Genomic DNA, 26170 nt, shown 5'->3' with positions numbered 1-26170 from the left:
CAACCGAGATTTCATGCAGATTAGAGTTACCTACCGCATCGAGACGCCCGGCAGCGTCGAAGCCATGGCCGAAAAGATCGCCAGCGACCAGTCGACCGGCACCTTCGTTGCCGTTCCCGGTGAAACCGAGGAGCTGAAGGCACGTGTCGCGGCCCGTGTCGTGGCGATCCGGCCGCTCGAGGATGCCGTTTCGCCGAGCTGGCCGGAAGCAGCCGTTGGGCACGGCCCGATCCGGCGCGCCGATGTCGACATCGACTTTCCGCTGGATGCTGTCGGCACCGACCTCTCGGCGCTGATGACCATTGCCATCGGCGGCATCTTTTCCATTCGCGGCATGACGGGCCTGCGCGTCGTCGATGTCGACCTGCCGGCGGCCTATCGCGATGCCTATCCCGGCCCGCAGTTCGGCGTCGCCGGCTCGCGCCGGCTGACCGGCGTTCATGACCGGCCGATCATCGGCACCATCGTCAAACCGGCGCTGGGCCTTCGGCCGATGGAGACAGCGGCGCTGGTCGGCGAACTCATCGAATCCGGCGTCGACTTCATCAAGGACGACGAGAAGCTGATGAGCCCGGTCTACTCGCCTTTGAAGGAGCGGGTCGCGGCCATCATGCCGCTTATCCTCGACCACGAGCAGAAGACCGGCAAGAAGGTGATGTACGCCTTCGGCATCTCGCACACCGACCCCGACGAGATGATGCGCAACCACGACATGGTTCTGGAGGCCGGCGGCAACTGCGCGGTCGTCAACATCAATTCGATCGGCATGGGGGCCATGTCCTTCCTGCGCAAGCGCTCCGGGCTGGTGCTGCATGCCCACCGCAACGGCTGGGACGTGCTGACCCGCCATCCCGGCATCGGGCTCGACTTCAAGGTCTGGCAGAAATTCTGGCGGCTGCTCGGCGTCGACCAGTTCCAGATCAACGGCATCAAGGTGAAATACTGGGAGCCGGACGAAAGCTTCGTCGAATCCTTCAAGGCCGTCAGCACGCCGATGTTCTCCGAGGCCGATTGCGCGCTTCCCGTCGCCGGCTCCGGCCAGTGGGGCGGCCAGGCGCCGGAAACATACCAGCGCACCGGCCGCACCACGGACCTCATGTATCTCTGCGGCGGCGGCATCGTCAGCCATCCCGGGGGTCCTGCCGCCGGCGTGCGCGCCGTGCAGCAGGCCTGGCAGGCGGCAGTTGGCGACATCGAACTCGAGACCTATGCCCGGACGCATCCGGAACTGGCAGCTTCGCTCAAAAAGTTCGGCAACGGAGGGGAATGACCATGTCCGCTCAGAACGATCTGCTGCTCTCCTACTACGGCGACGACCTGACCGGCTCGACCGATGTCATGGAAGCGCTGGCGTCCAACGGCGTCGACACCGTGCTGTTCATGGGAGAGCCGGACGCGGCGCTGCTGGCCCGCTTCAGCCATTGCCGCGCCATCGGTCTTGCCGGCACCAGCCGCAGCGAGACGCCGGACTGGATGGACGCGCATCTGACGCCGGCGTTCCAATGGCTGAAGAGCCTGAAGGCTGACATCTGCCACTACAAGGTCTGCTCGACCTTCGATTCCAGCCCGGCGATCGGCAACATCGGCAAGGCCGTGGAGATCGGCAAGGCGCTGTTCGACCAGGCCTTCGTGCCGCTCGTGGTCGGCGCGCCGCAGCTGAAGCGTTATACCGCGTTCGGCCATCTGTTTGCCGGTTACCAGGGCGAGGTCTATCGCATCGACCGCCATCCCGTCATGAGCCGGCATCCGGTGACGCCGATGCGCGAGGCGGATTTGCGCGCGCATCTGCAGGACCAGACGGCACTTCCGACAGCGCTCGCCGACCTGGCGTTGCTGTCTTCCACCGACGCCAACCGACGGGTGGACGCGCTCGCCAGCGCATGCGCCGGGATGCTACTCTTCGACGTCGACAGCGCTGAGAGCCAGACACAGGCGGGCCGACAGCTCTGGCGGATCAAGGCCGATGGCGGCTGGTTCGTCGCCGGTTCGTCGGGCCTCGAATATGCGCTGCTGGCGGCCTGGAGAGAGAGCGGCCTGACTTCGGGCGCAAGCGCCTTCCCGCTTCCCGGCAAGGCCGACCGCATCGCCGTCGTCTCCGGCAGCGTCTCGCCGACAACGGAGCGGCAGATCCGCCATGCCACTGCCAACGGCTTTGAAGGCATCAATCTCGATCCGCTCGAACTGCTCGGCGAGAACGGCACTGCGGCCATCGACAGGGCTGTCGCCCGCGGGATTGCCAGCCTGAGGGAGGGCCGCAGCGTCATTCTCAACACGGCGCTCGGGCCCTCCGCCGACCGGGGCGGCGATATCGACCGGATTGCCGGCAGCCGCCATCGGCTCGGCCGCATTCTCGGTGCCATCCTGCATCGCCTGATTGCCGAGGAGAGGCTCGACCGTGCGGTGATTGCCGGCGGCGATACGTCCAGCCATGCGCTGAAGGAACTCAACGTCGAGGCGTTGACGACCTTGCTGCCGCTGCCGCAGACGCCGGGCTCGCCACTGTGCACGGCCCATGGCAACGACCGGGCGACGAACGGGTTGCAGATCGCGCTGAAGGGCGGACAGGTCGGCGCTGACGGCTACTTTGCCCAGATCCGTGACGGTCTGGCGGCCTGAACAGGACGTGGGCCCGCAGGCCGCGTCCACAAAACAACACGCTTTCTGCTATACTCATTGACTCATCATACCAGTTGATTATAGTCGCCACACCAGACAGATTGGGTGAACAACATGACTTCGATTGCACTTTTCGGCGCCGGCGGCAAAATGGGCTACCGGCTGGCCAAGAACCTCAAGGGCTCCCGCTTCGACGTCCGTCACGTCGAAATCAGCGACGCCGGCAAGGCGCGCCTCAAAAATGACCTCGGGCTTTCCTGCCTCGATGTCGACGCGGCCCTCGATGGCGCCGATGTCGTCATCCTCGCGGTTCCGGACACGCATATCGGCAAGGTGGCCGCCGGCATCGCCGACAAGCTGAAGGCCGGCACGATGGTGGTTGCGCTCGACGCTGCAGCGCCTTTCGCCGGTCACTTCCCCGAGCGTCCGGATCTCACCTATTTCGTCACCCACCCCTGCCATCCGCCGATCTTCAACGACGAGACGGAGATGCAGGCGAAGAAGGACCATTTCGGCGGCCTGTTCGCCAAGCAGCACATTGTCTCCGCCCTGATGCAGGGGCCTGATGAGGCCTATGGCCTCGGCGAGGAAATTGCCAAGACGATCTGGGCGCCCGTCATGCGCTCGCACCGCGTCACCGTCGACCAGATGGCGATGCTGGAGCCCGGCCTGTCTGAGACAGTGGCCGCTTCGCTGCTCGTCGTCATGAAGCAGGCGATGGACGAATGCGTCAAGCGCGGCGTTCCGGAAGAAGCCGCCCGCGACTTCCTGCTCGGCCACCTCAACGTGCTCGGTGCCGTCATCTTCGGCGAAGTCCAGGGCGTGTTCTCGGATGCCTGCAACAAGGCCATCGAGTTCGGCATTCCGGCGCTGATGCGCGACGACTGGAAGAAGGTTTTCGAACCCAAGGAGATCGCTGCCAGCATTCAGCGCATCACCTGATACCAGGGAGAGCATTCGCTCTCCCTTTTTCGACAGCCCTGTCCGGGAAACGGGGCTGATTTTCACATCTGGGAGGATAACTATGAAACTGACACGCAAGCTCACCATCGCTGCCTTTGCCGGCGTCCTGTCGCTCGGCACGGCCCTGCCCGCCTTTTCGGCAGACCTCATCGCCATCATCACGCCGGCCTTCGACAACCCGTTCTTCAAGGCCGAGTCGGTCGGCGCCGAAGCCCGCGCCAAGGAGCTAGGCTTCGACACGCTGGTGCTCAGCCACGATGACGACGCCAACAAGCAGTCGCAGCTGATCGACACCGCCATCGGCCGTGGCGCCAAGGCCATCATCCTCGACAATGCCGGCTCGGAAGCCTCGATCGCCGCCGTCAAGAAGGCCAAGGACGCGGGCATCCCGTCCTTCCTGATCGACCGTGAAATCAATGCTACCGGCATCGCCGTGTCGCAGATCGTCTCCAACAACTACCAGGGCGCACAGCTCGGCGCCGAAGAGTTCGTCAAGCTGATGGGCGAAAAGGGCAGCTATGTCGAGCTGCTCGGCCGCGAAGCCGATCTCAACGCCGGCATCCGCTCCAAGGGCTACCACGACGTCATCGACGACTATCCGGATATGAAGATGGTGGCCCAGCAGTCGGCCAACTGGAGCCAGACGGAAGGCTATTCCAAGATGGAAACCATCCTGCAGGCCAATCCGAAGATCCAGGGCGTCATTGCCGGTAACGACACCATGGCCATGGGCGCGATTGCCGCCCTGCAGGCTGCCGGCCGCAAGGATGTCATCGTCGTCGGCTTCGACGGCTCCAACGATGTCCGCGATTCGATCAAGGCGGGCGGCATCAAGGCCACCGTCATGCAGCCGGCCTATGCTCAGGCGCAGCTCGCCGTGGATCAGGCCGCAGCCTACATCAAGGACAAAACCGTCCCGAAGGAAGAAAAGCAGCTGATGGATTGCGTGCTGATCAACGCCGCAAATGCAGACAAGCTCGAAACCTTCGCGCTGAAAAACTGATCTCCCGGGACTGACATAGACGGAGAGCGGCAACCCCGCTCTCCGTTTTCAGGATTTGACAGCATTGATGCGGGTGGAGTGCATGCCAATGGTGAGGATCAAGGGCGCGTTGTTGATGGCGATGCTGGCGGCTGCAGCCCTGCCGGGCTGCAAGATCGTCAAGACGCAGACGGCAGCCGAAAAGGCAGCGGCGGCGGCCAAGACGGAGTTCAATCCCGGCGACAGGGTCGAGGCCATCTGGCAGGCGAAGGCCCTGCCCTCGATCGAAAAACGCGCCGGCGACTTCAAGCAGGTGATGACGCTTATTGCCGCCAACCCGGATGACGCCGGGGCCAAGTTCGGCCACCGCGAGAAGGAAGGCAATGCCCCCTGGACCTATTTGGTCAAGTTCGAGGGCAAGATCACCGCCGCCGAAACGGCCTCGCGTGCGGCCACGATCGAGGTCGACGTCGATGGCGACGGGAAGGCCGACCTCAAGGTGCAGATCGGCCCGGCCATTCGCGGCACGGCGCTGCGCGACAGCCTCGACATCGTCAATTTCAACGAATTCAAGAACCAGATCGAATGGGCGCAGTTCGGCAAGTCCTTCAACGAGAAGGTCAATGCCACCGTGCTGGCGTCGCTGCCGCGCGACGCGCTGCCCGGCAAGACCGTGAAGGTGACGGGCGCATTTCCGCTGCCAACTCCCGGCCAGCTGCCGCTGGTGACGCCCGCAACGCTTGTGATCGGCCAGTAGCATGGAAGACCAGGCAGCGGACAATATCATCCTCCGGCTCGACGATGTGACGAAGGTCTATTCGGGCATCGTCGCCGTCAAGCGCGCCAACCTCGAACTGCGGCGCGGCGCCGTCAATGTGCTGGTCGGAGAGAATGGCGCCGGCAAGTCGACGCTGATGAAGATCATCGCCGGCGTCGAGAAGCCGACCATCGGCCGCATCATCCTCGATGGCAAGCCGATCCATTTCGACAGCCCCGCCGATGCCCAGGCGAACGGCATCGGGATGATCTTCCAGGAGCTCAATCTGTTCGCCAACCTGACGGTCGCCGAGAACATCTTTGCGACGCGCGAGATCACCCGAGGCATCTTCGGCATTGACCACAAGGCGCAGGTCGCCAAGGCCAACCAGTACCTGAAGAAGCTCGATGCCGGGATCGATGCGGAGACAATGGTCGAGGATCTGCCGATCGGCCAGCAGCAGCTGGTGGAAATCGCCAAGGCGATCTCGCTCGATGCCCGTATCCTGATCATGGACGAGCCGACCTCGGCGCTGTCGGCAGCCGAAGTCGATATCCTGTTCAAGGTCATTGCCGAGCTGAAGGCCGAGGGCGTGGCGATCGTCTACATCTCCCACCGGCTGGAAGAGCTGATGCGCATCGGCGATTACATCACCGTGTTGCGCGACGGGCAGATCACAGGCCAGGCGCTGGTGAAGGACATCGACACCAAGTGGATCGTCCGATCGATGATCGGCTCCGACGCCAAGGACTTTGCCAAGGCCGACGGTCATGCGATGGGCAGCGAGATGTTCCGCGCCGAGGGTATCACCATGCCGCGCGCCACCGGGGGACTTGCCGTCGACAATGTTTCGCTCAGCGTCCAGGCCAGCGAAATTCTCGGCATCTACGGGCTGATGGGCGCCGGTCGCAGCGAATTCTTCGAATGCATCATGGGCCGCCACCCGCAATCGACCGGCAAGATCCACATCGACGGCAAGGAGGTGCGCGAGCGCGACACCACCCGGCGCATCCGTCGCGGACTGGCGCTGATCCCCGAGGACCGGCAGCGCGAAGGCTTGGTTCAGATCCTGTCGATTGCCAGCAACCTGACGCTGGCAAGCCTCGGGCGCTTCGCCAAATTCTTCCATATCCGCGCCGGCGCCGAAAGGCAGGCGATCCGCGACAGCATCAAGGAACTGTCGATCAAGGCACCCAATCCGGATTTCGAGGTGACCTCGATGTCGGGCGGCAACCAGCAGAAGGTTGTGATCGGCAAGGCGCTGATGACCAATCCGAAAGTGCTGCTGATGGACGAGCCGAGCCGCGGCATCGATGTCGGCGCCAAGGCCGATGTCTTCCGCACCATGCGGCGACTGGCCGGCGAAGGCCTCGCCATCCTGTTTTCAACCTCCGACCTCGAAGAGGTCATGGCGCTCTCCGACCGCATCGCCGTGCTCAGCAACGGCAAGCTGGTGGCGATCTTCAATCGGGACGAGGCCAGCGAGGAAGCCATCATCGCGGCTTCGGCCAAGGGACACGGACATACAAGGGAACTGGCATCATGACGGCGGACACCTCCACATCCATCCCGGCAGTCCGGCGCTCGAGCGGCTCGGTTCTTCTGACCGTCATGAAGCTTCGGACCTTCATCGCGCTGTTCGCGGTGCTGATCTTCTTTTCCTTCGCGGCCCCGAATTTCACCTCGACAGCCAACATGATCCTGATGTCGAAGCACGTCGCGCTCAACGCCTTCCTGGCGATGGGTATGACCTTCGTCATCATCACCGGCGGCATCGATCTGTCGGTCGGCTCGATCGTCGGACTCTGCGGCATGGTGGCGGGCGCGCTGATCCTCAACGGCGTCGATCTGCCGATGGGTTACACCGTCTATTTCAACCTGTTCGAGATCGTCCTGATCGTGCTTGCCGTCGGCATCGGCATCGGCCTGATCAATGGCCTGCTGATCACCAAGCTGAATGTCGCGCCGTTCATCGCAACGCTCGGCACGCTCTATGTCGCGCGCGGTCTGGCGCTGCTGTCGTCGGACGGACAGACCTTTCCGAACCTCTCGGGGCGGCCGGAATATGCCACCACCGGCTTCGATTTCTTCGGCGCCGGCCGCATCCTCGGGCTGCCCGTCTCCATCTGGATCCTGATCGTGCTGGCGCTTGCCGCTGCCTATGTCGCCCGTTCGACGCCGATCGGCCGCCACATCTTTGCCGTTGGCGGCAACGAGCGCGCGGCGCGGATGTCGGGCGTCAGGGTCGATCTGGTGAAGATCTTCGTCTATATGTTCTCCGGCCTCTGCGCGGCAATCGTCGGCATCGTCATCTCGTCAGAGCTGATGGCTGCCCATCCGGCGACCGGCGAGAGTTTCGAGCTGAATGCCATCGCCGCGGCGGTGCTCGGCGGGACCTCTATGTCGGGCGGGCGCGGAACGATCGGCGGCACCATCGTCGGTGCCTTCGTCATCGGCATCCTTTCCGACGGACTGGTAATGATGGGCGTCTCGTCCTTCTGGCAGATGGTCATCAAGGGGCTGGTCATCATCATCGCCGTGGTCGTCGACCAGGCACAGCGGAAATTGCAGCAGCGGGTGACCCTGATGCAGATGGCAAAGGCGGGCTGAGACATGACAGAGTTACGTGGCGCCCTGATCGGCTGCGGCTTCTTTGCCGTCAACCAGATGCATGCCTGGCAGGACGTCGCCGGTGCCGGCATCGTCGCCATCTGCGACCGCGATCCCGAGCGGCTGAAGGTGGTCGGCGACCAGTTCGGCATTTCCAGGCGCTATAGTGATGCGGCCGAGATGTTTGCCGATGGCGGCTTCGACTTCGTCGACATCGCCACCACCGTCTCCAGCCACCGGGCGCTGGTCGAATTGGCTGCGCGCCACAAGGTGCCGGCGATCTGCCAGAAACCCTTTGCCAAGACGCTAGACGATGCCAAGGCGATGGTTGCGGCCTGCAAATCCGCCGGCGTGCCGCTGATGATCCACGAGAATTTCCGCTGGCAGACACCCATCCAGGCCGTCCGCAAGGCGCTCGACGCGGGCGTGATCGGGACGCCGTTCTGGGGTCGGCTGTCGTTCCGCTCTGGTTACGACGTGTTTTCCGGTCAGCCTTATCTCGCCGAGGGCGAGCGATTCATCATCGAGGATCTCGGCATCCATACGCTGGATATCGCCCGGTTCCTGCTCGGCGACGTCAAGGCGATGACGGCCCGCACGATGCGCGTCAACCCTGCCATCAAGGGCGAGGACGTCGCCACCATGCTGCTCGACCACGAGAGCGGCGTCACCTCGGTCGTCGACGTCAGCTATGCGACGAAGCAGTCGGTCGAGCCCTTCCCGGAGACGCTGGTCGAGATCGACGGCAGCGAGGGTTCCATCCGGCTGCTGCAGGGCTATCGCCTCGAGGTCACCGGCCGGGACGGCACGCAGACCAGCGACGTGGCGCCCACCCTGCTCCCCTGGGCGTCTCGGCCCTGGCACAATATTCAGGAAAGCGTCTTTGCCATCCAGCAGCATTGGGCCGAGCAACTGCAGACGGGCGGGGAAACCTCGACATCAGGGGAAGACAATCTGAAGACTTTCGCGCTGGTCGAGGCGGCCTATGAAAGTGCGGCCAGCGGCAGCACGATCGACGTGAAAGCCATGCTGGCATGAACCCAAGCGACCGGCACGACCGCAGCTTTGCCCTCTACGGCACGGACAAGAGCGAGGCCCAGCCGGTTCGTCTCGTTGCCGGAAGGCTGACTGCCGACCTTGCCGGCGGCCAGTTGCGCGCTGTCCGCTACGATGGCGTCGAGGTGCTGCGCGGCGTCGCCTTCTTGGTGCGCGACCGCGACTGGGGTACCTACGATCCTGATATCGACAACCTGGTCGTCGACCAGCGCGCCGATGGCTTCTCCGTCAGCTACACCGCAAGATGCCATGGGCCCGAAAACACGGAGCTCGTGCTTCGGGTGACGATCCTTTCGGAAGCCGGCGGGCCGCTGGTGTTTCATGCCGAGGCGATGTCGCGGAGCGGCTTCGAGACCTGCCGTTGTGGCTTCTGCATCCTGCATCCGATCGTCGGCCTTGCCGGCCAGCCCGTCACCGTCACCCATGTCGACGGCAGTATCGAGACCTCGACCTTCCCCGACCTGATCGCGCCGTGGCAACCCTTCATGGCGATGCGCGGCATCGCCCATCGGGTGATGCCGGAGGTGACAGCCGAATGCCTGATGGAGGGCGACACCTTCGAGATGGAGGACCAGCGCAACTGGTCCGACGCTTCCTACAAGACCTATGTCCGGCCGCTAGCGCTGCCATGGCCCTATACCATCGAGGCCAATGAGCCGGTGCGCCAGCGGGTCGTGCTAACGATCACGGACAGTCGCAAGGCTTTGCCGGCGCCGGCCGCAGGGAGTGCCGGGCCGGAGCTTGTCCGCCTGACGCCCGGTGCCGCGTCAGGACGCATGCCCGCCATCGGGCTGGTGGTGACGCCCGAGGAGGCAGCCACAACCTTTGCTGCCGGCGCCAGGCTCAATGCCCTCGGTGTGCAGGAGTTGCTCTTCCACTTCGATCCGCTCGCCGGGCATGATGGTCGGGCATTGGCCGATTTTGCTGCGATAGCGGCGCTGCACCAAGGGACAACGACGCTCGAAATCGCGCTGCCTTGCCGGACTGCGGTCACAGACGAACTCGCCGAGATCGCGGCAATGGCGCGGGCCGCCGGTTTTGCACCCGATGCCATCGTCGTCTCACCCGCCGTCGATCGCCAATCGACCCCGCCCGGCAGCGCGTGGCCCGACTGTCCACCGCTCGACGCGGTTTACAGCGCTGCCCGCGCGGCCTTTCCCGCGTGCCGTCTGGGCGGCGGAATGCTCAGCTATTTCACCGAGCTGAACCGCAAGCGTGTACCGCCGGACATGCTCGACTTCATCACCCACTGCACCAATCCCATCGTCCATGCCGCCGACGACCTCAGCGTCATGCAGACGCTGGAGGCCTTGCCGTTCATCACCCGCTCGGTGCGATCGATTTATGGCGACAAGGCCTACCGTATCTGCCCCTCGACCATTCCGATGCGCCATAACCCCTACGGCAGCCGGACGATGGACAATCCGGCCGGCGGACGCATCGCCATGGCCAACACCGATCCGCGCCATACCGCCGACTTCGCCGCCGCCTTCGCGCTCGGATATGCGGCGCGGGTGGTCGAGGCGGGGCTGGACTGCCTGACACTCTCGGCGCTGACAGGACCATTCGGGCTCATCGCCGGGCCCGGCGAGCCGGTCGGTGTAGGGCGGATGCGCCCCCTGCATGGGGTCGTTCAGGGGTTGGCCGCCCTGTTCGACGCCCGTTGGACGCAATGCGTTTCCAGCGCGCCCGACAAGGTCCTGGCACTGGCGGTCGAAAAGCAGGATGGCGGCCGCCTGCTCTGGGTCGCCAATCTCACCCCTCGCGTCCTGACGGTGGATGTCAGCGCATGGAGTGAGGACGCTTCGAGCGCCGTCGACCGGTTGGAACTCCAGCCCTTCGGCCTTGGCAGGGTCGAGTGAACGCCTTCTGGGGTAAAGCAGGACGCAAAACAGCGCCCATGACGGCGCTGCAAGCCCTTCACCTTGCGCAGCGATTCGGCTAAGACCTTCCCATCAGAACCATAGCCTTTCGAGGAATTCGCCATGACGCTCTCCAACCTGCCGCCGCTCGTGACCGTGTTCGGAGGCTCGGGTTTTGTCGGGCGGCACGTCGTTCGGGTTCTGGCCAAGCGCGGCTACCGCATCCGGGTGGCTGTCAGGCGTCCCGATCTTGCCGGCTTCCTGATGACAGCCGGCAATCTCGGGCAGATTTCCTTCGTCCAGGCCAACCTTCGCTATCGCGACTCGATCGACCGCGCTGTCGAAGGGGCGCAGTTCGTCGTCAACTGCGTCGGCATCCTGTCGGAGAGCGGCCGCAACACCTTCGATGCCGTCCAGGAATTCGGTGGCCGGGCGATCGCCGAGGCGGCCCGCGCTGTCGGCGCCAAGCTCACCCATATCTCTGCCATCGGCGCCAACAGCGGCTCGTCTTCTTCCTACGGGCGGACCAAGGGCAAGGCGGAGGCCGCAATCCTGTCGATCCTGCCGGATGCCGTCATCCTGCGTCCGTCGATCGTCTTCGGACCCGAGGACGGTTTCTTCAACAAGTTCGCCGACATGTCGCGCCTGGCCCCTGCCCTTCCCCTCATCGGCGGCGGCAAGACCAGGTTTCAGCCGGTCTATGTCGAGGATGTCGCCGAGGCTGTCGGCCGCGCCGTCGACGGCAAGCTGACACCGGGTGCGATCTATGAACTGGGTGGACCTGAAGTGCTGACGTTCCGTGAATGTCTCGAATTGGTGCTGAAGGTCGTCAACCGCAAGCGGCCGCTGGTCTCGCTGCCCTTCGGCCTCGCCTCGACGATCGGCAGCATCGCGTCGATGATCCCGCTGATCACACCGCCGATCACACCGGATCAGGTGACGCTGCTGAAGGTCGACAACGTCGTATCCGCCGAGGCGGAAGCGGATGGCCGAACGCTTTCCGGGATCGGCATCCGCCCGACGCTGCTGACCTCGGTGCTGCCGTCCTATCTGGTCCGCTTCCGACCGCAGGGCCAGTTCTCCGGCACCGGCAAGGCAGCCTGATCAGACCAAAAATTTTATGAAAAAGATAAACGTCGTCTGCGGACCCCGCCGGCGACGTTTTCCATTTGTGGCTGGAAAACGGCGTATTTCCGGCATTTCCGGTGATTATGCACCGCAGACCGTTGCCCAAAAGACGCAGCCCCGGAATAGTCGGATTAACGGGAAATTCAGCAGGAACCATTATTGCTAAATTCCATTCCACTGACTAACAAGCTGCGCACTGGACGACGTCCCAAGGGTCTGAACGTGAGCTATTTTTCGCTGAAAGGTATTGTTTGATGGGCAAGTCAATTGCGCTTCTTTTTGTCTGTGCGGCGCTGGTTATCGTCGCGGGATCGTTCATGGCACCGGGCAGCGTTGCTGCGGTCAAGGGCGAATGCTCGCCGGCTTACGGTGTCGATCCCTGCAGCACGGGCTCCATCGATTCCGCTTCGATCGCCCATTAATGACACGAAAAAGCCGGAGCAAATGCCCCGGCTTTTCGTTACGAATTGGCACAGAGGTTAGCGCTGCAAGCGCTCGGTGGCTTGAAGCCGCGATGCCAGTGCCGCCCCTCCTCCCATCCATCATCAACTGCATCGCAGTCGCCAGGTCCATTGGTCGCCGCCGCTTTACGCATTCGCGCCGTTGACGGCGCGAATGCTGCGTCAGGTCGCGGTTAGCGGACGATCCCTGTCGCGACCAGGCCGAGGAGGATGGCGCCGAGGATGATGCGGTAGACGGCGAACAGGGTGAAGCGGTTGCTCTGGATATAGGACAGCAGCCATTTGACGGCGACGAAGGCGACGATCGTCGAGACGATGAAAGCGATCACCAGCGCACCCCAGTCTTCCCCAGCCGCACCGCCATCCTTGAAGGTCTTCAAGAGCTCATAGCCGCTGGCGGCATACATGGTCGGGATGCCGACGAGGAAGGCGAACTCCGTGGCGGCGGCGCGGTTGCCGGTGCCGGCCAGCATGGCGACGAAGATCGTCGCACCCGAACGCGATGTGCCCGGAAAGATGCCGGCAACGATCTGGGCGATGCCGACCAGGATCGCGACATACCAGGTGATGCTCTTATACTGCGGCCGGCGTGCGGCTGCCCATTCGGCAAAGATCATCCAGATGCCACCGATGATCAGCGCCCAGGCGATCGGCGTGACCGTCTCGGGCAGTTGGAAGCCGAGCTTCTTGACGATCAGGCCGAGCACGGCGGTGATCAGAAAGGCGACGATCAGCTTGGCGGCGTAGGACCGGTTGCGCGGATCGCGCCAGCCGAGAATCAGATCCATTAGCCGGCGCCAATAAATGAAGGTGACGGCGAGAATGGCACCGGCCTGGATGACAATATTGAACAACTCCGAGCGGGCGCCGAGCCATTGCTCGGCGATGATCAGATGGCCGGTGCTCGAGATCGGCAAAAACTCGGTGATCCCCTCTATGACGCCGAGAAGGGCAGCATTGATGTAGTCCATGGATTGTCTCCGGTTTGGGATAGGTCGGATGGGAGTGGCTGGAGCGGATCGGGAATGGCATCCGCCTCATTGATCGGATGGGCGATGAATGAAAGCCGACAATCGGCTGTTGATGGTTTCTTCAGCCATCTGGTGTCCTATGTCAAAGGGCGGTCGGTCCGATTCGCTTGTGTTGACGGAGCCGAACTCCTATAGCTGCAACGATCACGTCATGAATAGGGCCGCTACACAACATGCCCTGTCGACCCATTCATCAATCATAGTTCCGAGTTTTCATGCCGACGCTCTATCATCATTCCATGTCATCCGCCTCGCGCTTTGTCCGGCTTATCCTGTCCGAGTACGGATTTCATGCCGATCTCATCGAAGAACAGACCTGGGAAAAGCGTCACGACTTTCTGGCGCTCAATCCCGCCGGCACCCTGCCGGTCTATGTCGATGACAGCATGCGGGCGCTTTGCGGCGCGACCGTCATTTCGGAATATCTCGATGAAACGCACGGCGTTCTGAAGCGCGACCGGCGGCTTCTGGCCGAGGACCCCTTCCAGCGCGCCGAAATCCGCCGGCTGACCGAATGGTTCCTGTCAAAGATGGAGCAGGACGTCACCCGGCCGCTGACGCGCGAGCGGGTCTACAAGCTGCAGATGACCGCAGCGCAGGGCGGCGGCGCCCCGGACTCGAAGATGATGCGCACGGCGCGCGCCAACATCCGCCAGCATCTGAAATACCTGACCTGGCTTGCGGGCTCGCGCCAATGGCTGGCCGGCGAGCGGATGAGCTATGCCGATCTTGCCGCCGCCTCGTCGATCTCTGTGCTCGACTATATGGGCGAGATCGCCTGGGCGGAGGTGCCTGTGGTCAAGGACTGGTACCAGCGGCTGAAGTCGCGACCATCCTTCCGGCCGCTGCTGACCGAACGCGTGCGTGGCCTCTCGCCAGTTTCCCATTATACCGACCTGGATTTCTAACGGGGCGCGCCATGCCTGAGCCCAGCGACATCCCGGCGCCACGGCAGGACAAGGCGGAGGCGCGACGACAGGTGCTGACGGGTTTCCTGCGTGACGAGGCGCTTCGGCTCGGATTCGATCTCTGTCGCATCACCGGCCCGGATTCCATCCGCGAGGCCGGTCCGCGCCTCGACACCTATCTCGACCAGGGTTTCCACGGGACGATGGAGTGGATGGCGGAGACGCGCGAGCGACGCGCCAGCCCGACGGCCCTCTGGTCCGATGTCCGCTCCGTCGTCGTCTTCGGCCTCAACTACGGGCCGGACGAGGATCCCCGCGCCATCCTCGGCAAGAAGGACAAGGCGGCGATCTCGGTCTATGCCCGCAACCGCGACTACCACGACGTCATCAAGGGGCGGTTGAAGGAGATTGCCACGCGGTTTGCAGCGCGCTCCAAGGAGGACGTCAAGGTCTTCGTCGATACCGCGCCGGTCATGGAAAAGCCGCTGGCCGAAGCCGCCGGCCTCGGCTGGCAGGGCAAGCACACCAATCTCGTCAGCCGGACGCACGGTTCCTGGCTCTTCCTCGGCTCGATGTTCACCACCGCCGAACTGGCAATCGACCTGCCGGAGGCCGATCATTGCGGCTCGTGCACGGCCTGCCTTGCGGCCTGCCCAACCAGTGCCTTTCCGGCGCCTTACCAACTCGATGCGCGCCGCTGCATCTCCTATCTGACGATCGAGCATAAGGGGCGGATCAATCCTGCGCTCCGGCCGCTGATCGGCAACCGCATCTATGGCTGCGACGACTGTCTGGCCGCCTGTCCCTGGAACAAGTTCGCGGCCAGCGCCTCGGAAATGAAGCTCGTCGCCCGCGACGACCTCAAGGAGCCGTCGATCGCCTTCCTGCTTGGTCTCGATGATCCGACCTTCCGCACCTTCTTCAGCGGCTCGCCGATCAAGCGCATCGGCCGCGGCCGGTTCGTCCGCAACGTGCTGATCGCTGCCGGCAACTCGGGCGACCCGATGCTGATCGAGCCATGTCAACGGCTGATCGACGATCCCTCGCCTGAGGTGCGCGGCATGGCGGTCTGGGCGCTGTCGCGGTTGATGACGACTGGAGCGTTTACGCAATTTGCGGCAGAAAGAGTCGATGATTTGGACGAGGAGGTGCGCGAGGAATGGCGCACTGCGAGGATAATGTCATGCACACAATGATTTTCGGCTGCGGCTATTCCGGCACGGCCATCGCCAACAGCTTTTCGGGGCCAGACCATGCCGTCGTCGGTACGACGCGCTCGGAGGAGAAGCGTGCCGCACTGGAAAGCCAGGCCATTCGCGGCCTGATCTTCGACGGCGAGCGGCTCGACCCGAGCCTTCTCGAAGACATGGCGCAAACGACGCATCTGGTGCAATCCATTGCGCCCGGACAAGCCGGCGACCCGCTCATCCGGCTGGCGGATGGGCGTATCGCGACGCTGATGCCGAAGCTCGAGTGGATCGGCTACCTGTCGACTGTCGGCGTCTATGGCGACCACAGGGGCGCATGGATCGACGAGGAAACCTCCATTCGTCCTGTTTCGGCCCGATCCGTCGAACGCGTGGCGGCGGAGGACGGATGGATGGAGATCGGCGCGACGCTGGGGGTGCCGACCGCCATCCTGCGGCTCTCCGGCATCTATGGACCCGGCCGCAACGGCTTGTGCAATCTCGACAGGGGCACGGCGCGGCGGCTGGTGAAGCCAGACCAGGTGTTCAACCGCATCCGCGTCGAGGACATCGGTGCAGCGAGCCTCTTCCTGTCCGAGCGGGGCCTGGGAGGCATATATAATGTCACCGACGACGAGCCCGCCCCGCCGCAGGACGTGGTGGCCGAAGCCGCACGGCTGATGGGCGTGGAACCGCCGCCGGAGATGCCTTTCGAGACTGCGGAACTGTCGCCGATGGCGCGCTCCTTCTACGGCGAAAACAAGCGCGTTTCGAATGCGAAACTGAAGGCGCTCGGCTTTCGCTTCGGCTATCCGGAATACCGCATGTCCCTCGCGCAGCTGTGGTCCTCGGGCCTCTGGCGCGGCTGACAGTTCGCCCGGCGCAAGGCGGGAGTCTGCCATTCTTGCAACCAGATGGCGCATGGAAAACTGCCTCCGGGGCAGCATGTAACAGGCGCGCGCCTCGGAAAGGCCTCAGATCGCATACGATCAAAGAGGTGAATTTTCCTACTAAGTCTCATTTTGGGATGAAAATTGCGAGCCCTAAAGGTTAACCGCCTCTAAATTTGCGCAACTAAGGCAATGAATATGGCATCGGCGCAAAAGAAATTTCAGAAATTACGTGATCTCGGGACTCGGGGAGTCTGTCGCAGAATAATTGTCTGATTTGCTTCTGATTCCATTTGTTTTTTTCTAAAATTGAAGGAATTGGAACCAAGGATCGTCTCGTCGGCTTCACAACGAATATTTCACCCTGTAACATTCCGTGATCGAAGATGGCACTTTTTCGCCATTTTTGGCCGGATTTAAGCCCTCGTCGCCAACAAGCGGCGCTCAACAACGTCGAGGGCAAATTAGTTTTGAATATTATCTTCCGTACACTCGCCATAGCCGCAACTATATCGGCATCTGTTGTTATCAACCCGATCGCTGCATTTGCAGCAACAGGCTGTGGCGGCGCCTCCTGGTATGCAGCTCATTCCAAGACTGCTTCCGGCGAACGTATGAATGCTTCAACGCTTACGGCGGCCCATCGTTCCCTCGCCTTCGGCACGCGGCTGCGTGTGACCAACAAGCACAACGGCAAGAGCGTTGTCGTTCGCGTCAATGATCGCGGTCCTTTCATCCGCGGACGCGTCCTCGACCTTTCCCGCGCCGCTGCGCAGGACATCGGCATGGTTTCCTCCGGCACCGCCAACATCTGCTATTCGGTCGTCACCTGACCCAGCCGCCAGGCGAAAGCTTGCTCTCCGCGTCAATCGCGGATACCTAGCCGCTTGACAGGTCTGGCCAGCATCCGGAAATTCCTCCCGCGTGCTGAGGAGACCCTGGGAAAGCAGGAGAAGAGTAGATGCGTTTGGGCGGCCGGCTTCAAGGAGCCATTGAGATCCTTGCCGACATCGAGGCCCGCAAGCGCCCTGTAGCGGATGCGCTGAAAGACTGGGGCCTCGGGCACCGGTTCGCCGGATCAGGCGATCGGGCAGCGATCGGCAACATCGTCTACGACGCATTGCGCATGCGGCTCTCCCACGCCTACCTGATGGATGACGAGAGCCCGGCAGCATTGGCCCATGCCGTTCTCTTCCGCCAGTGGGGCGTGACGCCCGAAAGCCTCGCTGCCGAAGCCGAGGGCGACCGATTTGCTCCCGAGCCCTTGAGCGGAGCCTCCCTTGCAGCCTTTGCCATCCGCTCGCTCGCCGACGCAGAAGGCTATATCCAGGGCGACATTCCAGAATGGACACAGGCATCGTTCGAGCGGGCCTTCGGCGCAGATTGGCTCGTCGAAGCCAAGGCACTCGCCGAACGGCCGACGCTCGATCTGCGCACCAACGCGCTGAAATCAACCCGTGACAAGGTGATCAAGGCACTCGACCGGGTCGGCGCCTTCCCTGCCAAGATTGCGCGTCTGGGCATCCGGATCGCCGCCGGCGAAGGCGCTTCCCGTCTTCCCAACGTCACGGCGGAACTCTCCTTTCAAAAAGGCTGGTTCGAGGTGCAGGACGAGGGTTCGCAGATCGTTGCCGATCTGGTGATGCCGGCAGAGGGCGACCAGGTGCTCGACTATTGCGCCGGCGGCGGCGGCAAGACGCTGGCCATGGCCGCAGCGATGAACAACAAGGGACAGGTGCACGCCTACGATTCCGACCGCAAGCGGTTGGCGCCGATCATCGAGCGCCTCAAGCGCGCCGGTACCCGCAATGTCCAGGTGCATGATGGCAAGACCAGCCTGGCGGCTTTGACCGGTCGCTTCGACAAGGTGCTGGTCGACGCGCCCTGCACCGGCACCGGCACATGGCGCCGCCGGCCGGACACCAAGTGGCGGCTGACGCAGAAGAACCTCGACGAGCGTATCGAGCAGCAGCAGGAAGCGCTCCTGCAGGCATCCGAATTCGTGCGTCCCGGCGGCATTCTGATCTATGTCACCTGCTCGGTGCTGCCTGAGGAAAACGAGGCGCAGGTTCAGCGTTTCACGGCCGAGAACCCGCAATTCGAGATCATCGAGTCGCTGAGCTCCTGGGGCGCGCTGTTCGGTGCGGATGCGCAAGCGCCGCGCTCTTCGGACGGCCGGACAATCACCTTGACGCCGGCCTCCACCGACACGGATGGCTTCTTCTTCTGCCGGATGCGTCGCAACCCGTAATCAGTCGGACCGCAGCGGATATTGATGTCGCGGCGGCAGGGCGTGGTGGAGAACGGCGATGGCGATCAAGGCCAGCGCCCCGACCACCACGACCGTGAACAGCGGCACAACCGACAGATGCGAAGCGAAGGCGACGAGCGGCACCGCACCGGCCGGCGGATGGGTGACGCGCAACAGCAGCATTGCCGCGATGGTCACGCCGACGGCGATGGCCGCGACCCACCACAGTCCGGGCGCCAAGGCCATTGCCAGACCACCGATCACGGCTGCGACCAGATAGCCGCCAAACACGTTGGCAGGCTGCGCCAACGGGCTCTTTGGCTGCCCGAAGATCAGGACAGCCGTTGCACCGAAAGGCGCGATCAGCAGCGGGATACCGGTCATGATGGCGAGCGCGCCGACGGCGAGCATGCCGATGCACGCGCCGATCCCCGCCTTCACCTGACCATGCCAATGGCCCTTCGGTTCATGGCGATGGATGAAGTGCCTGAAGTGTCGATGGATCATGGCGGGCTTTCCGAATCTGACGGCAATTGCTGCGGTTTTGATCCGCAACCACCATTTTTGCAAGCAAACAGGTTCTCCATATGCCCCTACTTTGCGCAATTGTCGGTTAAACCCATTCCAAACTAGAGCGTTTGACACAAGTTTAAATTTGCGCCATGAAGCCATCGCTCAAGTTCTGACGGCACAGGCCGTAGCTGCAGAGGATCACGCTTTTGAAAATCAATTTTTACGCTGCCCTGGCGCTCGCTGCCACTTCGATGACGGCCTACGCCCTTCCCGCCCGCGCCGCCGTCGACGAGGCTGCCATCGTCAAGCACTATACCGAGGTCGCCCACGCTAAGTACGAGGACTCACTGATCCTCGCAAAGAAGCTCGACAAGGCGATCGACGCCCTGATCGCCGCTCCCAGCAAGAAGACTCTCGATGCCGCGCGCACCGCATGGATCAAGGCCCGCGTTCCTACTCGCAGTCGGAAGTCTACCGTTTCGGCAACAAGATCGTTGACGACTGGGAAGGCGACGTCAATTCCTGGCCGCTCGACGAGGGGCTGATCGACTATGTCGACAAGTCCTACGGCACGGAAAGCGACGAGAACGCGCTTTACGTCGCCAATGTCATTGCCAACAAGACGATCAAGATCGACGGCAAGGATGTCGACGCCTCGCATCTGACGCCAGAGTTCATCACCTCGCTCAACAGCGCTGGCAAGGTCGACGCCAATGTCGGCACCGGCTACCACGCCATCGAGTTTCTGCTCTGGGGCCAGGATCTGCACGGCACCGGTCCGGGCGCCGGCGAGCGTCCAGCCACCGATTACGACGTCAAGAATTGCACCGGCGGCAATTGCGACCGCCGCGCCGAATACCTGAAGTCGGCCTCGACCAAACTGGTCGCCGACCTGCAGACGATGACCGACGACTGGGCGCCCGAGGGCCCTGCCACCAAGGAAGACGAGAAGGACCCGAAGGCCGGCATCGTTGCCATCCTGACCGGCATGGGATCGCTCTCCTATGGCGAACTCGCCGGCGAGCGGATGAAGCTCGGCCTGCTCTTGCACGATCCGGAGCAGGAGCATGATTGCTTCTCGGACAACACCTACAACACCTACAACAACGACATCGTCGGCATCCAGTCGGCCTATACCGGCAACTACACCCGCATCGACGGCACCAAGATGAAGGGCCCGTCGCTGCATGAGCTGCTGGCCGACAAGGACAAGGCCGTCGACAAGGAGATGATGGCCAAGTTCGCCCTCACCCAGAAGGCATCCGATGTCATGGTCAAGCGCGGCGAGACGATCGAGAAGTACGACCAGATGATCGGCGAAGGCAACACCAAGGGCAACGCCGTCGTCCAGAACGTCATCGACGGCCTGCTCGACCAGACGAAGAGCATCCAGCGGGTCATCGCCGCGCTCGACGTCGGCACGGTCAAGCTCGAAGGATCCGACAGCCTGGACAATCCCGGCTCCGTCTTCAAGAAGTGATGAAGGAGGGCGGTGGCGCTCGCGCTGCCGCCCTATTTTCCTTGATGACGCATCATTCCGTCTGCCCTCTCTTCTCCGTTTTTCTCGTAGCGGCAATGCTTGGCGCCGGTGTGTCGTCGTTTGCCGCAGATGGGCTCGATGCTCCGACGGTGCGGACCGACCTGACGCCCGAGCAGCTCAAGCGCGTGCAATCCGTCACCCGTCCGACATCAGACTTCTCCAAGGCCGAGACCTATGAGACGATGGAGAGCGGGGCCGGCACCTCGACCGCTGCGGTCAACAGCCAGGCCTTCTCCCAGCCGCCGACCAATCTCGACCCCAAGCGCGGGCTGGACTTCCATCTCGGCAATGCCCTGTTCCGTCAGCTCTGGGTCACGTCGCCGTCCTCGACCCAGGCGACGGACGGCCTCGGCCCGCTGTTCAATGCCCGCTCCTGCCAGAGTTGCCACATCAACGATGGCCGCGGCCATCCGCCTGACACCGCCGGCCGGGCGGCGACGATGTTCCTGCGACTGGCCCGACCGCCCCGGACGCCAGCAGAACGCCAGCAGGTCGACGATGCGCAGGTCGTCAACTTTCCCGATGCCACCTACGGCACGCAGCTGCAGGACAGCGCCGTGCCGGGCCTCGCTGGCGAAGGCCAGGTTGCCGTCACCTATAGCAAGCGCACGGTGACCCTTGCCGGCGGAGAGACCGTGTCGCTGCGCCAGCCGCGCTTTGCGGCCACCGATCTCGCCTACGGCCCGCTCGAGCCCGACACGACGCTGTCGGCCCGTGTGGCCCCGGCCATGCTGGGTCTTGGCTTGATCGAGGCCATCCCGGACGCCGACATTCTCGCCAACGCCGACCCAGAGGACCGCAACCACGACGGCATCGCCGGCAAAGCCGCCATCGTGCGCGATCACAGGACCGGACAACTGGCGCTCGGACGGTTCGGCTGGAAGGCGCAGAACGCCACGGTGCGCGACCAGTCGTCTGCGGCACTCGCGGGCGATATCGGCATTTCCAACCCGGACCGGCCGAATGCCTATGGCGACTGCACGGAAAAGGAAACGCAATGTCTGGCCATGCCGAACGGTGTGCAGAAGCGGCTCGGCCCGACGGAAGCGCCGGAGGCGGTGATGGAGCTGATGACCTTCTATTCGGAAAACCTCGCCGTGCCGGCCCGGCGCGATGTCAGCGATCCGACTGTGCTGCACGGCAAGGCGATGTTCTATCAGTCCGGCTGCATCGCCTGCCACACGCCGAAATTCGTCACTCGCAGCGATGCCGGGACGGAAGCGCAATCCTTCCAGCTGATCTGGCCCTATTCCGATTTCCTGCTGCATGACATGGGCGCCGGCCTCGGCGACGGGCAGGCCGTCGGGCTGGCCGGCGGACAGGATTGGCGGACGCCGCCGCTCTGGGGTATTGGCCTCACCAAGACCGTCAGCGGCCACACCTTCTTCCTGCATGACGGCCGCGCGCGAAACCTCACCGAAGCCGTGCTATGGCATGGCGGCGAGGCGACAAAAGCACGCGACGCATTTGCATCCCTGTCGAAAGACGATAGGCAAGCCCTGATCACCTTCGTGGAGTCCCTGTGATGCGCCCCTCTTACCTCGTCGTTGCCGCCCTCCTGCTCACCGCCGGTGCAATGCCCGCCCATGCCCAGCAACCGGCACCGGCCGGCCCGATGAATGACGCAGCCGTGCCCGGTGTCATGCAGAAAGCCGTCGATGACGTGATCCGGCCGGGCTACACCAGGCTGCAGCAGAGCGCGACGGCACTCACCACCGCCATGACCGGCCTTTGCAGCGCACCTTCGGCGCAGGCCGAGACAGCCGCGAAGTCGGCCTTCGCCGACACCATCAAGGCCTGGTCGACGATCGAAATCGTCCAGGTCGGACCGGTTCTCGAGAAGAACCGCTTCGAGCACATCCTGTTCTACCCGGACCGCAAGGGGATCGGTATGAAGCAGGTCCAGGCGCTGATCGCCAAGGCGGACGAGAAGGACACGACCGTGGCCGACGTGGCTGCCAAGAGCGTGGCGCTGCAGAGCCTGACTGCACTGGAATACGTGCTCTACGGCAATGGCTCGGAGGCGCTCGCCACCGACAAGAACGGCTTCCGCTGCCGCTATGGTGCGGCCGTCGCCGGCAACATCGCCGCCGTCTCGGGCGAGTTGGCAGCCGAATGGGATGATCCGAAGGGCGTGCAGGCGTCCTGGAAGGCGCCGGGCACCGGCAGCGCCGACTTCATGGACAACAAGGAAGCGATCACTGCCCTGCTCGGCATCCTCGTGCATGGCGCAGAGAACGTCCGTGACCAGCGCCTCGAGACCTTCTACAAGGGAGACCCTTCGGCCGCGCGGCCGCATATGGCGATCTACTGGCGCTCGCAGAACACCTGGGTCTCCGTCAAGGCCAATCTCGAGGGGCTGCAGGCCCTCTGGCTGAAGGCCGGCATGGCCGACCTGCTGCCGCCGGAAAAGCGCGCGATCGCCACCAAGATCGACGCCGAACTGGGCGCGCTGATCGAGACAGCAGGCTCCATCAAGCCCGACGTCGAGGCTGCCATCGCCGATCCCGCCGAGCGCGCCAAGATAGACGAGCTGCGGGCCGAGGCGCGCGTGCTGGCCACGGATCTCTCCGACGGTTATGGCGTCAACATCGGTCTTTCGGCCGGCTTTTCCTTCGCCGACGGAGACTGAGGCCTTGCGCAGCGCGTTGATCGACCGGAGAAACTTCGTCAAGGCGGCCGGCATCGGCTTCCTGGCCTGCCTGCAGCCCGACGCGCTGATGGCGCTCGAGCGGGCTGATGCGGTCTACGCCTCGGGCATTCGGGCCGAGGACGGCTCCTTCGCGGTCGCCACGGTGACCGAGCGCGGCACGATCGTCGACCGTGTTGCGCTACCGGCTCGCGCCCACGGCATGGCGTTCTCGAAGACGTCGGGCCACAGCGTTGCCTTCGCCCGTCGCCCGGGCACCTATGCGATGATCTTCGATCCATCAGGCAAGAGCGAACCGGTCATCATCACCTCCGCCGAGGGGCGGCATTTCTACGGTCACGGCAGCTTTTCGCCGGATGGCAGGCTGCTCTATGCCAGCGAGAACGATTTCGACAACAACCGGGGCATCATCGGGCTCTACGATGCCCGCAACCGCTATGCCCGGATCGGCGAATACCAGACGTTCGGCACCGGTCCGCACGACATGACTGTGTCGGACGACGGCCGGCTGCTCGTCGTCGCCAATGGCGGCATAGAGACCCATCCGGAATTCGGCCGCACCAAGCTCAATCTCGACCACATGGAGCCATCGCTGACGCTGATCGATGCAGCGACCGGAACGCTGATCGAAAAGCATGGCCTGCCCTCCGAATATGCCCAGGTTTCGACCCGGCATGTGGACATCGATGCTTCGGGCAGGATCTGGTTTGCCTGCCAATATGAGGGGCCGCGCAACACGCTGCCGCCGCTTGTCGGCCATTTTGGCAAGGGCGAGGCACTGAGCTTCGTGACGCTGCCCGACGAGACGACGCGGGCGCTCGGCAATTATGTCGGCGCGATCGCCGTCAACCGCGGCGAAAACCTGGTCGGCGTCACCTCGCCCGTCAATGGAACGGCCGTGACGCTTGACGGAAGAACGGCGGCAGTGCTCAAGGTCAAGAGCATCGCCAATGCCGCGGGCATCGCTGCCGCGCCTCAGGGCTTTGCGGTGTCGTCCTATGACGGCATCTTCGAAAAGACCCGGAGCGATGTCGCCTGGGATCAGCATATCGTGCGGATCGGCAAGCCGGTCTAGGCGCGACCAGCCGCCACCCGGCGGCTTGCGCCGGCCTCACGTCGCAGCCGCATATTCCGCTTGCTCGGCTGCAACAGCGGCGGCCGCCGTCTTGGCCGCAGCGTGCAGCCATCCGTCACCACGCTTGTCGAGATCGGCACGGATGCTGGCAACGACGGACGCGTCATTGCAGTGGCAATTGGCGATCTCGAAGCCCATCAGATCGAGCATGTCGGGTGACAGCAGCGTATCGAGATCGCCGTCGACCTCGATCTTGCGGCTGTTCGGCGACAGGCGGCGGACGAGGACATCGCCCGTCACCTTGTATTGCGGATCGGGAGAGCGGGCCCGGCCATCGGCGATGATGCCAGCGTGGATGGCCCTATCGGCGGGGTCGTGACGCAGCGACCAGGCGGAGATCGCCAGCGCCTTGGCTTCCCGCAGGAGCGGACCGCCGCGCCAGTGATCGACCAGCGCGACATATCGCGGTCGCCCGAGGCTGCCAGTGCCGGCGGTCCGGGGCTTCAGCACGATGTCCAGGCGCTGATCCGGCAGCGAGTGGCTGATGGCCTGCACATACTTGTCCTGCGGCGCCGTCTTGCAGGCTGGCAATGCGGCAAACTTGTCCCAGAAATCCTTGCGCTCCTCATTCGACAGCAACACGGCGTTGCGCAGCCACTTGTAGTCCCGCTCGAGAATGACAGGCGCCGGGTTGCCGAGGCCGCGCCGGTAGCCGGATAGAATGGCAGCGGCGATGGCGCTGGCCGAGGGGGAAGCGGCTTCACGGGCGAGGATGGCGCTGGTGGCGAGCCGCACCAGATCGAGCCCGTAGGGCATGGCCGCAGCATCGTCGAAGTCGTTCGCGCCCCAGACCAGCCGCCCCTCGCCGTCACGCCACGTGCCGAAATTCTCAAGATGGGTGTCGCCGATCGCCAGCACCGCCGGCGCTGTCGCCAGATCCGGGCAGAGGTCGAGGATCGTCTCGGCCCAGCGCCAATAGGTGGCGCGCAGGAAGGCAAAGCCGCCGCTTCGCATCTTCTTGTGCTTCTTGTCGAGATCGGCGTCGACAAGCGTGCCGCCGAGCGTCGATCGCAACCAGGCTTCGAAGGTCTTGGTCGATTGCAGAATGCTGGTCATCGCGACATCCTCCGTGCCGTCGGTCCCCACGACCCGGCAGCGAGACTGTACTCCCAACGCGCGCCGACGGACAGCAAATGTCGGCTCCGCAACGCAGCCGCACGGGCAAGGATCGGCTGCAGATGGCGGCTTCGACGGCGTCCGCAAAATCCTGCTTGCCAAATGGTTATTGTAGGATTATATTCCTTTCATTCCCTTATCGGTTACACCGGCCGAATGCCGGCGAGAGGGGATCGGAGCTTTGGCAGGGGGCGGATGCGCACGTTGTCTGTCGAGGTCCGCTGATAGAGTTCTTCTCCGGTCGCCAATGACCGGGCGTGCCCGGGACGGCATCGGTCGGGTTTTCCGCCCCGGCCCTGCCTGGCAAGGCGACAAATCACTCGCCTTGGGCACGCACGCCGCAGTACGCCGTGAACGGTCGGCGGCTGCGACGAAGAAGATCCCGACAGGTGGAAACTCCGAACGGGACGCTGCGAGCAAGCATACACACCACCCACTTCATACCATACGAGGCTCTCGGCGCCCCGACCGATACAATTTACGGCAAATGCGATGACTTTCCATCGCCCGGATG

22 protein-coding genes and 1 pseudogene are annotated in these 26170 nt (G+C 63.6%); 20 read left to right on the top strand and 3 right to left on the bottom strand.

The genetic code is table 11. The features are described 5' to 3' along the window. The first annotated feature begins 13 nt into the window (after positions 1–13). From oiaX to VH564_RS13070, 11 genes are all read left to right on the top strand, one after another. Entirely contained in the window at positions 14–1270 is a 1257-nt protein-coding gene (gene oiaX, locus VH564_RS13120; protein WP_423340278.1) for a 3-oxo-isoapionate-4-phosphate decarboxylase OiaX, read from the top strand. Positions 1271–1272: 2 nt separating this feature from the next. Continuing rightward, positions 1273–2616, top strand: coding sequence for a four-carbon acid sugar kinase family protein (locus tag VH564_RS13115; protein WP_423340277.1), 1344 nt, complete (start codon positions 1273–1275; stop codon positions 2614–2616). Positions 2617–2730: 114 nt separating this feature from the next. Then, a complete protein-coding gene (locus tag VH564_RS13110; protein ID WP_423340276.1) occupies positions 2731–3558 on the top strand; it encodes a phosphogluconate dehydrogenase C-terminal domain-containing protein in 828 nt (275 codons plus the stop codon). Between the two features lie 82 nt (positions 3559–3640). Continuing rightward, positions 3641–4582, top strand: a complete 942-nt coding sequence (locus VH564_RS13105; protein ID WP_423340275.1) for a D-ribose ABC transporter substrate-binding protein — start codon at positions 3641–3643, stop codon at positions 4580–4582. An 88-nt stretch (positions 4583–4670) separates the two neighbouring features. Next, on the top strand, positions 4671–5318 hold the full coding sequence (locus VH564_RS13100; RefSeq protein ID WP_423340274.1) for a DUF2291 family protein: 648 nt from the start codon (positions 4671–4673) through the stop codon (positions 5316–5318). A 1-nt stretch (position 5319) separates the two neighbouring features. After that, positions 5320–6864, top strand: a complete 1545-nt coding sequence (locus tag VH564_RS13095) for a sugar ABC transporter ATP-binding protein (protein ID WP_423340273.1) — start codon at positions 5320–5322, stop codon at positions 6862–6864. Beyond that, complete coding sequence (locus VH564_RS13090; protein ID WP_423340272.1) at positions 6861–7928, top strand: ABC transporter permease; 1068 nt, start codon at positions 6861–6863, stop codon at positions 7926–7928. The genes VH564_RS13095 and VH564_RS13090 overlap by 4 nt, the downstream gene beginning before the upstream one ends. Positions 7929–7931: 3 nt before the next feature. Beyond that, on the top strand, positions 7932–8966 hold the full coding sequence (locus VH564_RS13085) for a Gfo/Idh/MocA family protein (protein ID WP_423340271.1): 1035 nt from the start codon (positions 7932–7934) through the stop codon (positions 8964–8966). Next, the gene (gene apnL / locus VH564_RS13080; protein WP_423340270.1) at positions 8963–10846 is read left to right on the top strand and encodes a D-apionate lactonase; all 1884 of its coding nucleotides are present in this window, start codon (positions 8963–8965) and stop codon (positions 10844–10846) included. The genes VH564_RS13085 and apnL overlap by 4 nt, the downstream gene beginning before the upstream one ends. Positions 10847–10969: 123 nt before the next feature. Then, complete coding sequence (locus tag VH564_RS13075) at positions 10970–11950, top strand: complex I NDUFA9 subunit family protein (protein ID WP_423340269.1); 981 nt, start codon at positions 10970–10972, stop codon at positions 11948–11950. Between the two features lie 278 nt (positions 11951–12228). After that, positions 12229–12396, top strand: a complete 168-nt coding sequence (locus tag VH564_RS13070; RefSeq protein ID WP_423340268.1) for a hypothetical protein — start codon at positions 12229–12231, stop codon at positions 12394–12396. Between the two features lie 212 nt (positions 12397–12608). On the opposite strand, the gene VH564_RS13065 is transcribed toward VH564_RS13070, so the two are convergent. After that, on the bottom strand, positions 12609–13406 hold the full coding sequence (locus VH564_RS13065; protein ID WP_423340267.1) for an undecaprenyl-diphosphate phosphatase: 798 nt from the start codon (positions 13404–13406) through the stop codon (positions 12609–12611). 275 nt (positions 13407–13681) lie between these two features. Here VH564_RS13065 and VH564_RS13060 point away from each other — a divergent pair, with 275 nt between their 5' ends. From VH564_RS13060 to VH564_RS13040, 5 genes are all read left to right on the top strand, one after another. Continuing rightward, positions 13682–14374: a glutathione S-transferase family protein gene (locus VH564_RS13060; RefSeq protein ID WP_423340266.1), complete on the top strand. Its 693-nt coding sequence runs from the start codon at positions 13682–13684 to the stop codon at positions 14372–14374. A gap of 11 nt (positions 14375–14385) precedes the next feature. Further along, complete coding sequence (queG, locus tag VH564_RS13055; protein ID WP_423340265.1) at positions 14386–15570, top strand: tRNA epoxyqueuosine(34) reductase QueG; 1185 nt, start codon at positions 14386–14388, stop codon at positions 15568–15570. Continuing rightward, positions 15558–16430: an SDR family oxidoreductase gene (locus VH564_RS13050; protein WP_423340264.1), complete on the top strand. Its 873-nt coding sequence runs from the start codon at positions 15558–15560 to the stop codon at positions 16428–16430. The genes queG and VH564_RS13050 overlap by 13 nt, the downstream gene beginning before the upstream one ends. Before the next feature lie 407 nt (positions 16431–16837). After that, positions 16838–17284, top strand: a complete 447-nt coding sequence (locus VH564_RS13045; RefSeq protein WP_423340263.1) for a septal ring lytic transglycosylase RlpA family protein — start codon at positions 16838–16840, stop codon at positions 17282–17284. 128 nt (positions 17285–17412) lie between these two features. Further along, on the top strand, positions 17413–18702 hold the full coding sequence (locus VH564_RS13040; protein ID WP_423340262.1) for an RsmB/NOP family class I SAM-dependent RNA methyltransferase: 1290 nt from the start codon (positions 17413–17415) through the stop codon (positions 18700–18702). On the opposite strand, the gene VH564_RS13035 is transcribed toward VH564_RS13040, so the two are convergent. Then, positions 18703–19206 (bottom strand): HPP family protein, encoded by a 504-nt coding sequence (locus VH564_RS13035; RefSeq protein ID WP_423340530.1) that lies wholly within the window; start codon positions 19204–19206, stop codon positions 18703–18705. A 260-nt stretch (positions 19207–19466) separates the two neighbouring features. On the opposite strand from VH564_RS13035, the pseudogene VH564_RS13030 reads away from it, so the two are divergent. From VH564_RS13030 to VH564_RS13015, 4 genes and pseudogenes are all read left to right on the top strand, one after another. Continuing rightward, positions 19467–20695: pseudogene (locus VH564_RS13030) on the top strand (imelysin family protein). 44 nt (positions 20696–20739) lie between these two features. Next, positions 20740–22281 (top strand): di-heme oxidoredictase family protein, encoded by a 1542-nt coding sequence (locus VH564_RS13025; protein WP_423340529.1) that lies wholly within the window; start codon positions 20740–20742, stop codon positions 22279–22281. After that, the gene (locus tag VH564_RS13020) at positions 22281–23387 is read left to right on the top strand and encodes an imelysin family protein (RefSeq protein ID WP_423340261.1); all 1107 of its coding nucleotides are present in this window, start codon (positions 22281–22283) and stop codon (positions 23385–23387) included. Before VH564_RS13025 ends, VH564_RS13020 begins: the two co-directional genes overlap by 1 nt. Then, positions 23335–24480 (top strand): DUF1513 domain-containing protein, encoded by a 1146-nt coding sequence (locus VH564_RS13015; RefSeq protein ID WP_423340260.1) that lies wholly within the window; start codon positions 23335–23337, stop codon positions 24478–24480. The genes VH564_RS13020 and VH564_RS13015 overlap by 53 nt, the downstream gene beginning before the upstream one ends. Positions 24481–24516: 36 nt before the next feature. Here VH564_RS13015 and VH564_RS13010 read toward each other — a convergent pair whose 3' ends face one another. Next, positions 24517–25596, bottom strand: coding sequence for a DUF2252 family protein (locus VH564_RS13010; RefSeq protein WP_423340259.1), 1080 nt, complete (start codon positions 25594–25596; stop codon positions 24517–24519). Positions 25597–26170: the final 574 nt, after the last annotated feature.

Origin of the sequence: Rhizobium sp. HT1-10 (genome assembly GCF_049472505.1) — a bacterium.
GTDB lineage: Bacteria > Pseudomonadota > Alphaproteobacteria > Rhizobiales > Rhizobiaceae > Rhizobium.
The sequence above is the reverse complement of the archived record's forward strand: the minus strand, read 5'-3'. Positions and strand labels throughout refer to the sequence as shown.

Coding starts and splice junctions, on each gene's coding strand:
- oiaX (WP_423340278.1), top strand. CDS start 14: ATGCAGATTAGAGTTACCTACCGCATCGAGACGCCCGGCAGCGTCGAA.
- VH564_RS13115 (WP_423340277.1), top strand. CDS start 1,273: ATGTCCGCTCAGAACGATCTGCTGCTCTCCTACTACGGCGACGACCTG.
- VH564_RS13110 (WP_423340276.1), top strand. CDS start 2,731: ATGACTTCGATTGCACTTTTCGGCGCCGGCGGCAAAATGGGCTACCGG.
- VH564_RS13105 (WP_423340275.1), top strand. CDS start 3,641: ATGAAACTGACACGCAAGCTCACCATCGCTGCCTTTGCCGGCGTCCTG.
- VH564_RS13100 (WP_423340274.1), top strand. CDS start 4,671: ATGGTGAGGATCAAGGGCGCGTTGTTGATGGCGATGCTGGCGGCTGCA.
- VH564_RS13095 (WP_423340273.1), top strand. CDS start 5,320: ATGGAAGACCAGGCAGCGGACAATATCATCCTCCGGCTCGACGATGTG.
- VH564_RS13090 (WP_423340272.1), top strand. CDS start 6,861: ATGACGGCGGACACCTCCACATCCATCCCGGCAGTCCGGCGCTCGAGC.
- VH564_RS13085 (WP_423340271.1), top strand. CDS start 7,932: ATGACAGAGTTACGTGGCGCCCTGATCGGCTGCGGCTTCTTTGCCGTC.
- apnL (WP_423340270.1), top strand. CDS start 8,963: ATGAACCCAAGCGACCGGCACGACCGCAGCTTTGCCCTCTACGGCACG.
- VH564_RS13075 (WP_423340269.1), top strand. CDS start 10,970: ATGACGCTCTCCAACCTGCCGCCGCTCGTGACCGTGTTCGGAGGCTCG.
- VH564_RS13070 (WP_423340268.1), top strand. CDS start 12,229: ATGGGCAAGTCAATTGCGCTTCTTTTTGTCTGTGCGGCGCTGGTTATC.
- VH564_RS13065 (WP_423340267.1), bottom strand. CDS start 13,406: ATGGACTACATCAATGCTGCCCTTCTCGGCGTCATAGAGGGGATCACC.
- VH564_RS13060 (WP_423340266.1), top strand. CDS start 13,682: ATGCCGACGCTCTATCATCATTCCATGTCATCCGCCTCGCGCTTTGTC.
- queG (WP_423340265.1), top strand. CDS start 14,386: ATGCCTGAGCCCAGCGACATCCCGGCGCCACGGCAGGACAAGGCGGAG.
- VH564_RS13050 (WP_423340264.1), top strand. CDS start 15,558: ATGCACACAATGATTTTCGGCTGCGGCTATTCCGGCACGGCCATCGCC.
- VH564_RS13045 (WP_423340263.1), top strand. CDS start 16,838: ATGGCACTTTTTCGCCATTTTTGGCCGGATTTAAGCCCTCGTCGCCAA.
- VH564_RS13040 (WP_423340262.1), top strand. CDS start 17,413: ATGCGTTTGGGCGGCCGGCTTCAAGGAGCCATTGAGATCCTTGCCGAC.
- VH564_RS13025 (WP_423340529.1), top strand. CDS start 20,740: ATGACGCATCATTCCGTCTGCCCTCTCTTCTCCGTTTTTCTCGTAGCG.
- VH564_RS13020 (WP_423340261.1), top strand. CDS start 22,281: ATGCGCCCCTCTTACCTCGTCGTTGCCGCCCTCCTGCTCACCGCCGGT.
- VH564_RS13015 (WP_423340260.1), top strand. CDS start 23,335: ATGGCGTCAACATCGGTCTTTCGGCCGGCTTTTCCTTCGCCGACGGAG.
- VH564_RS13010 (WP_423340259.1), bottom strand. CDS start 25,596: ATGACCAGCATTCTGCAATCGACCAAGACCTTCGAAGCCTGGTTGCGA.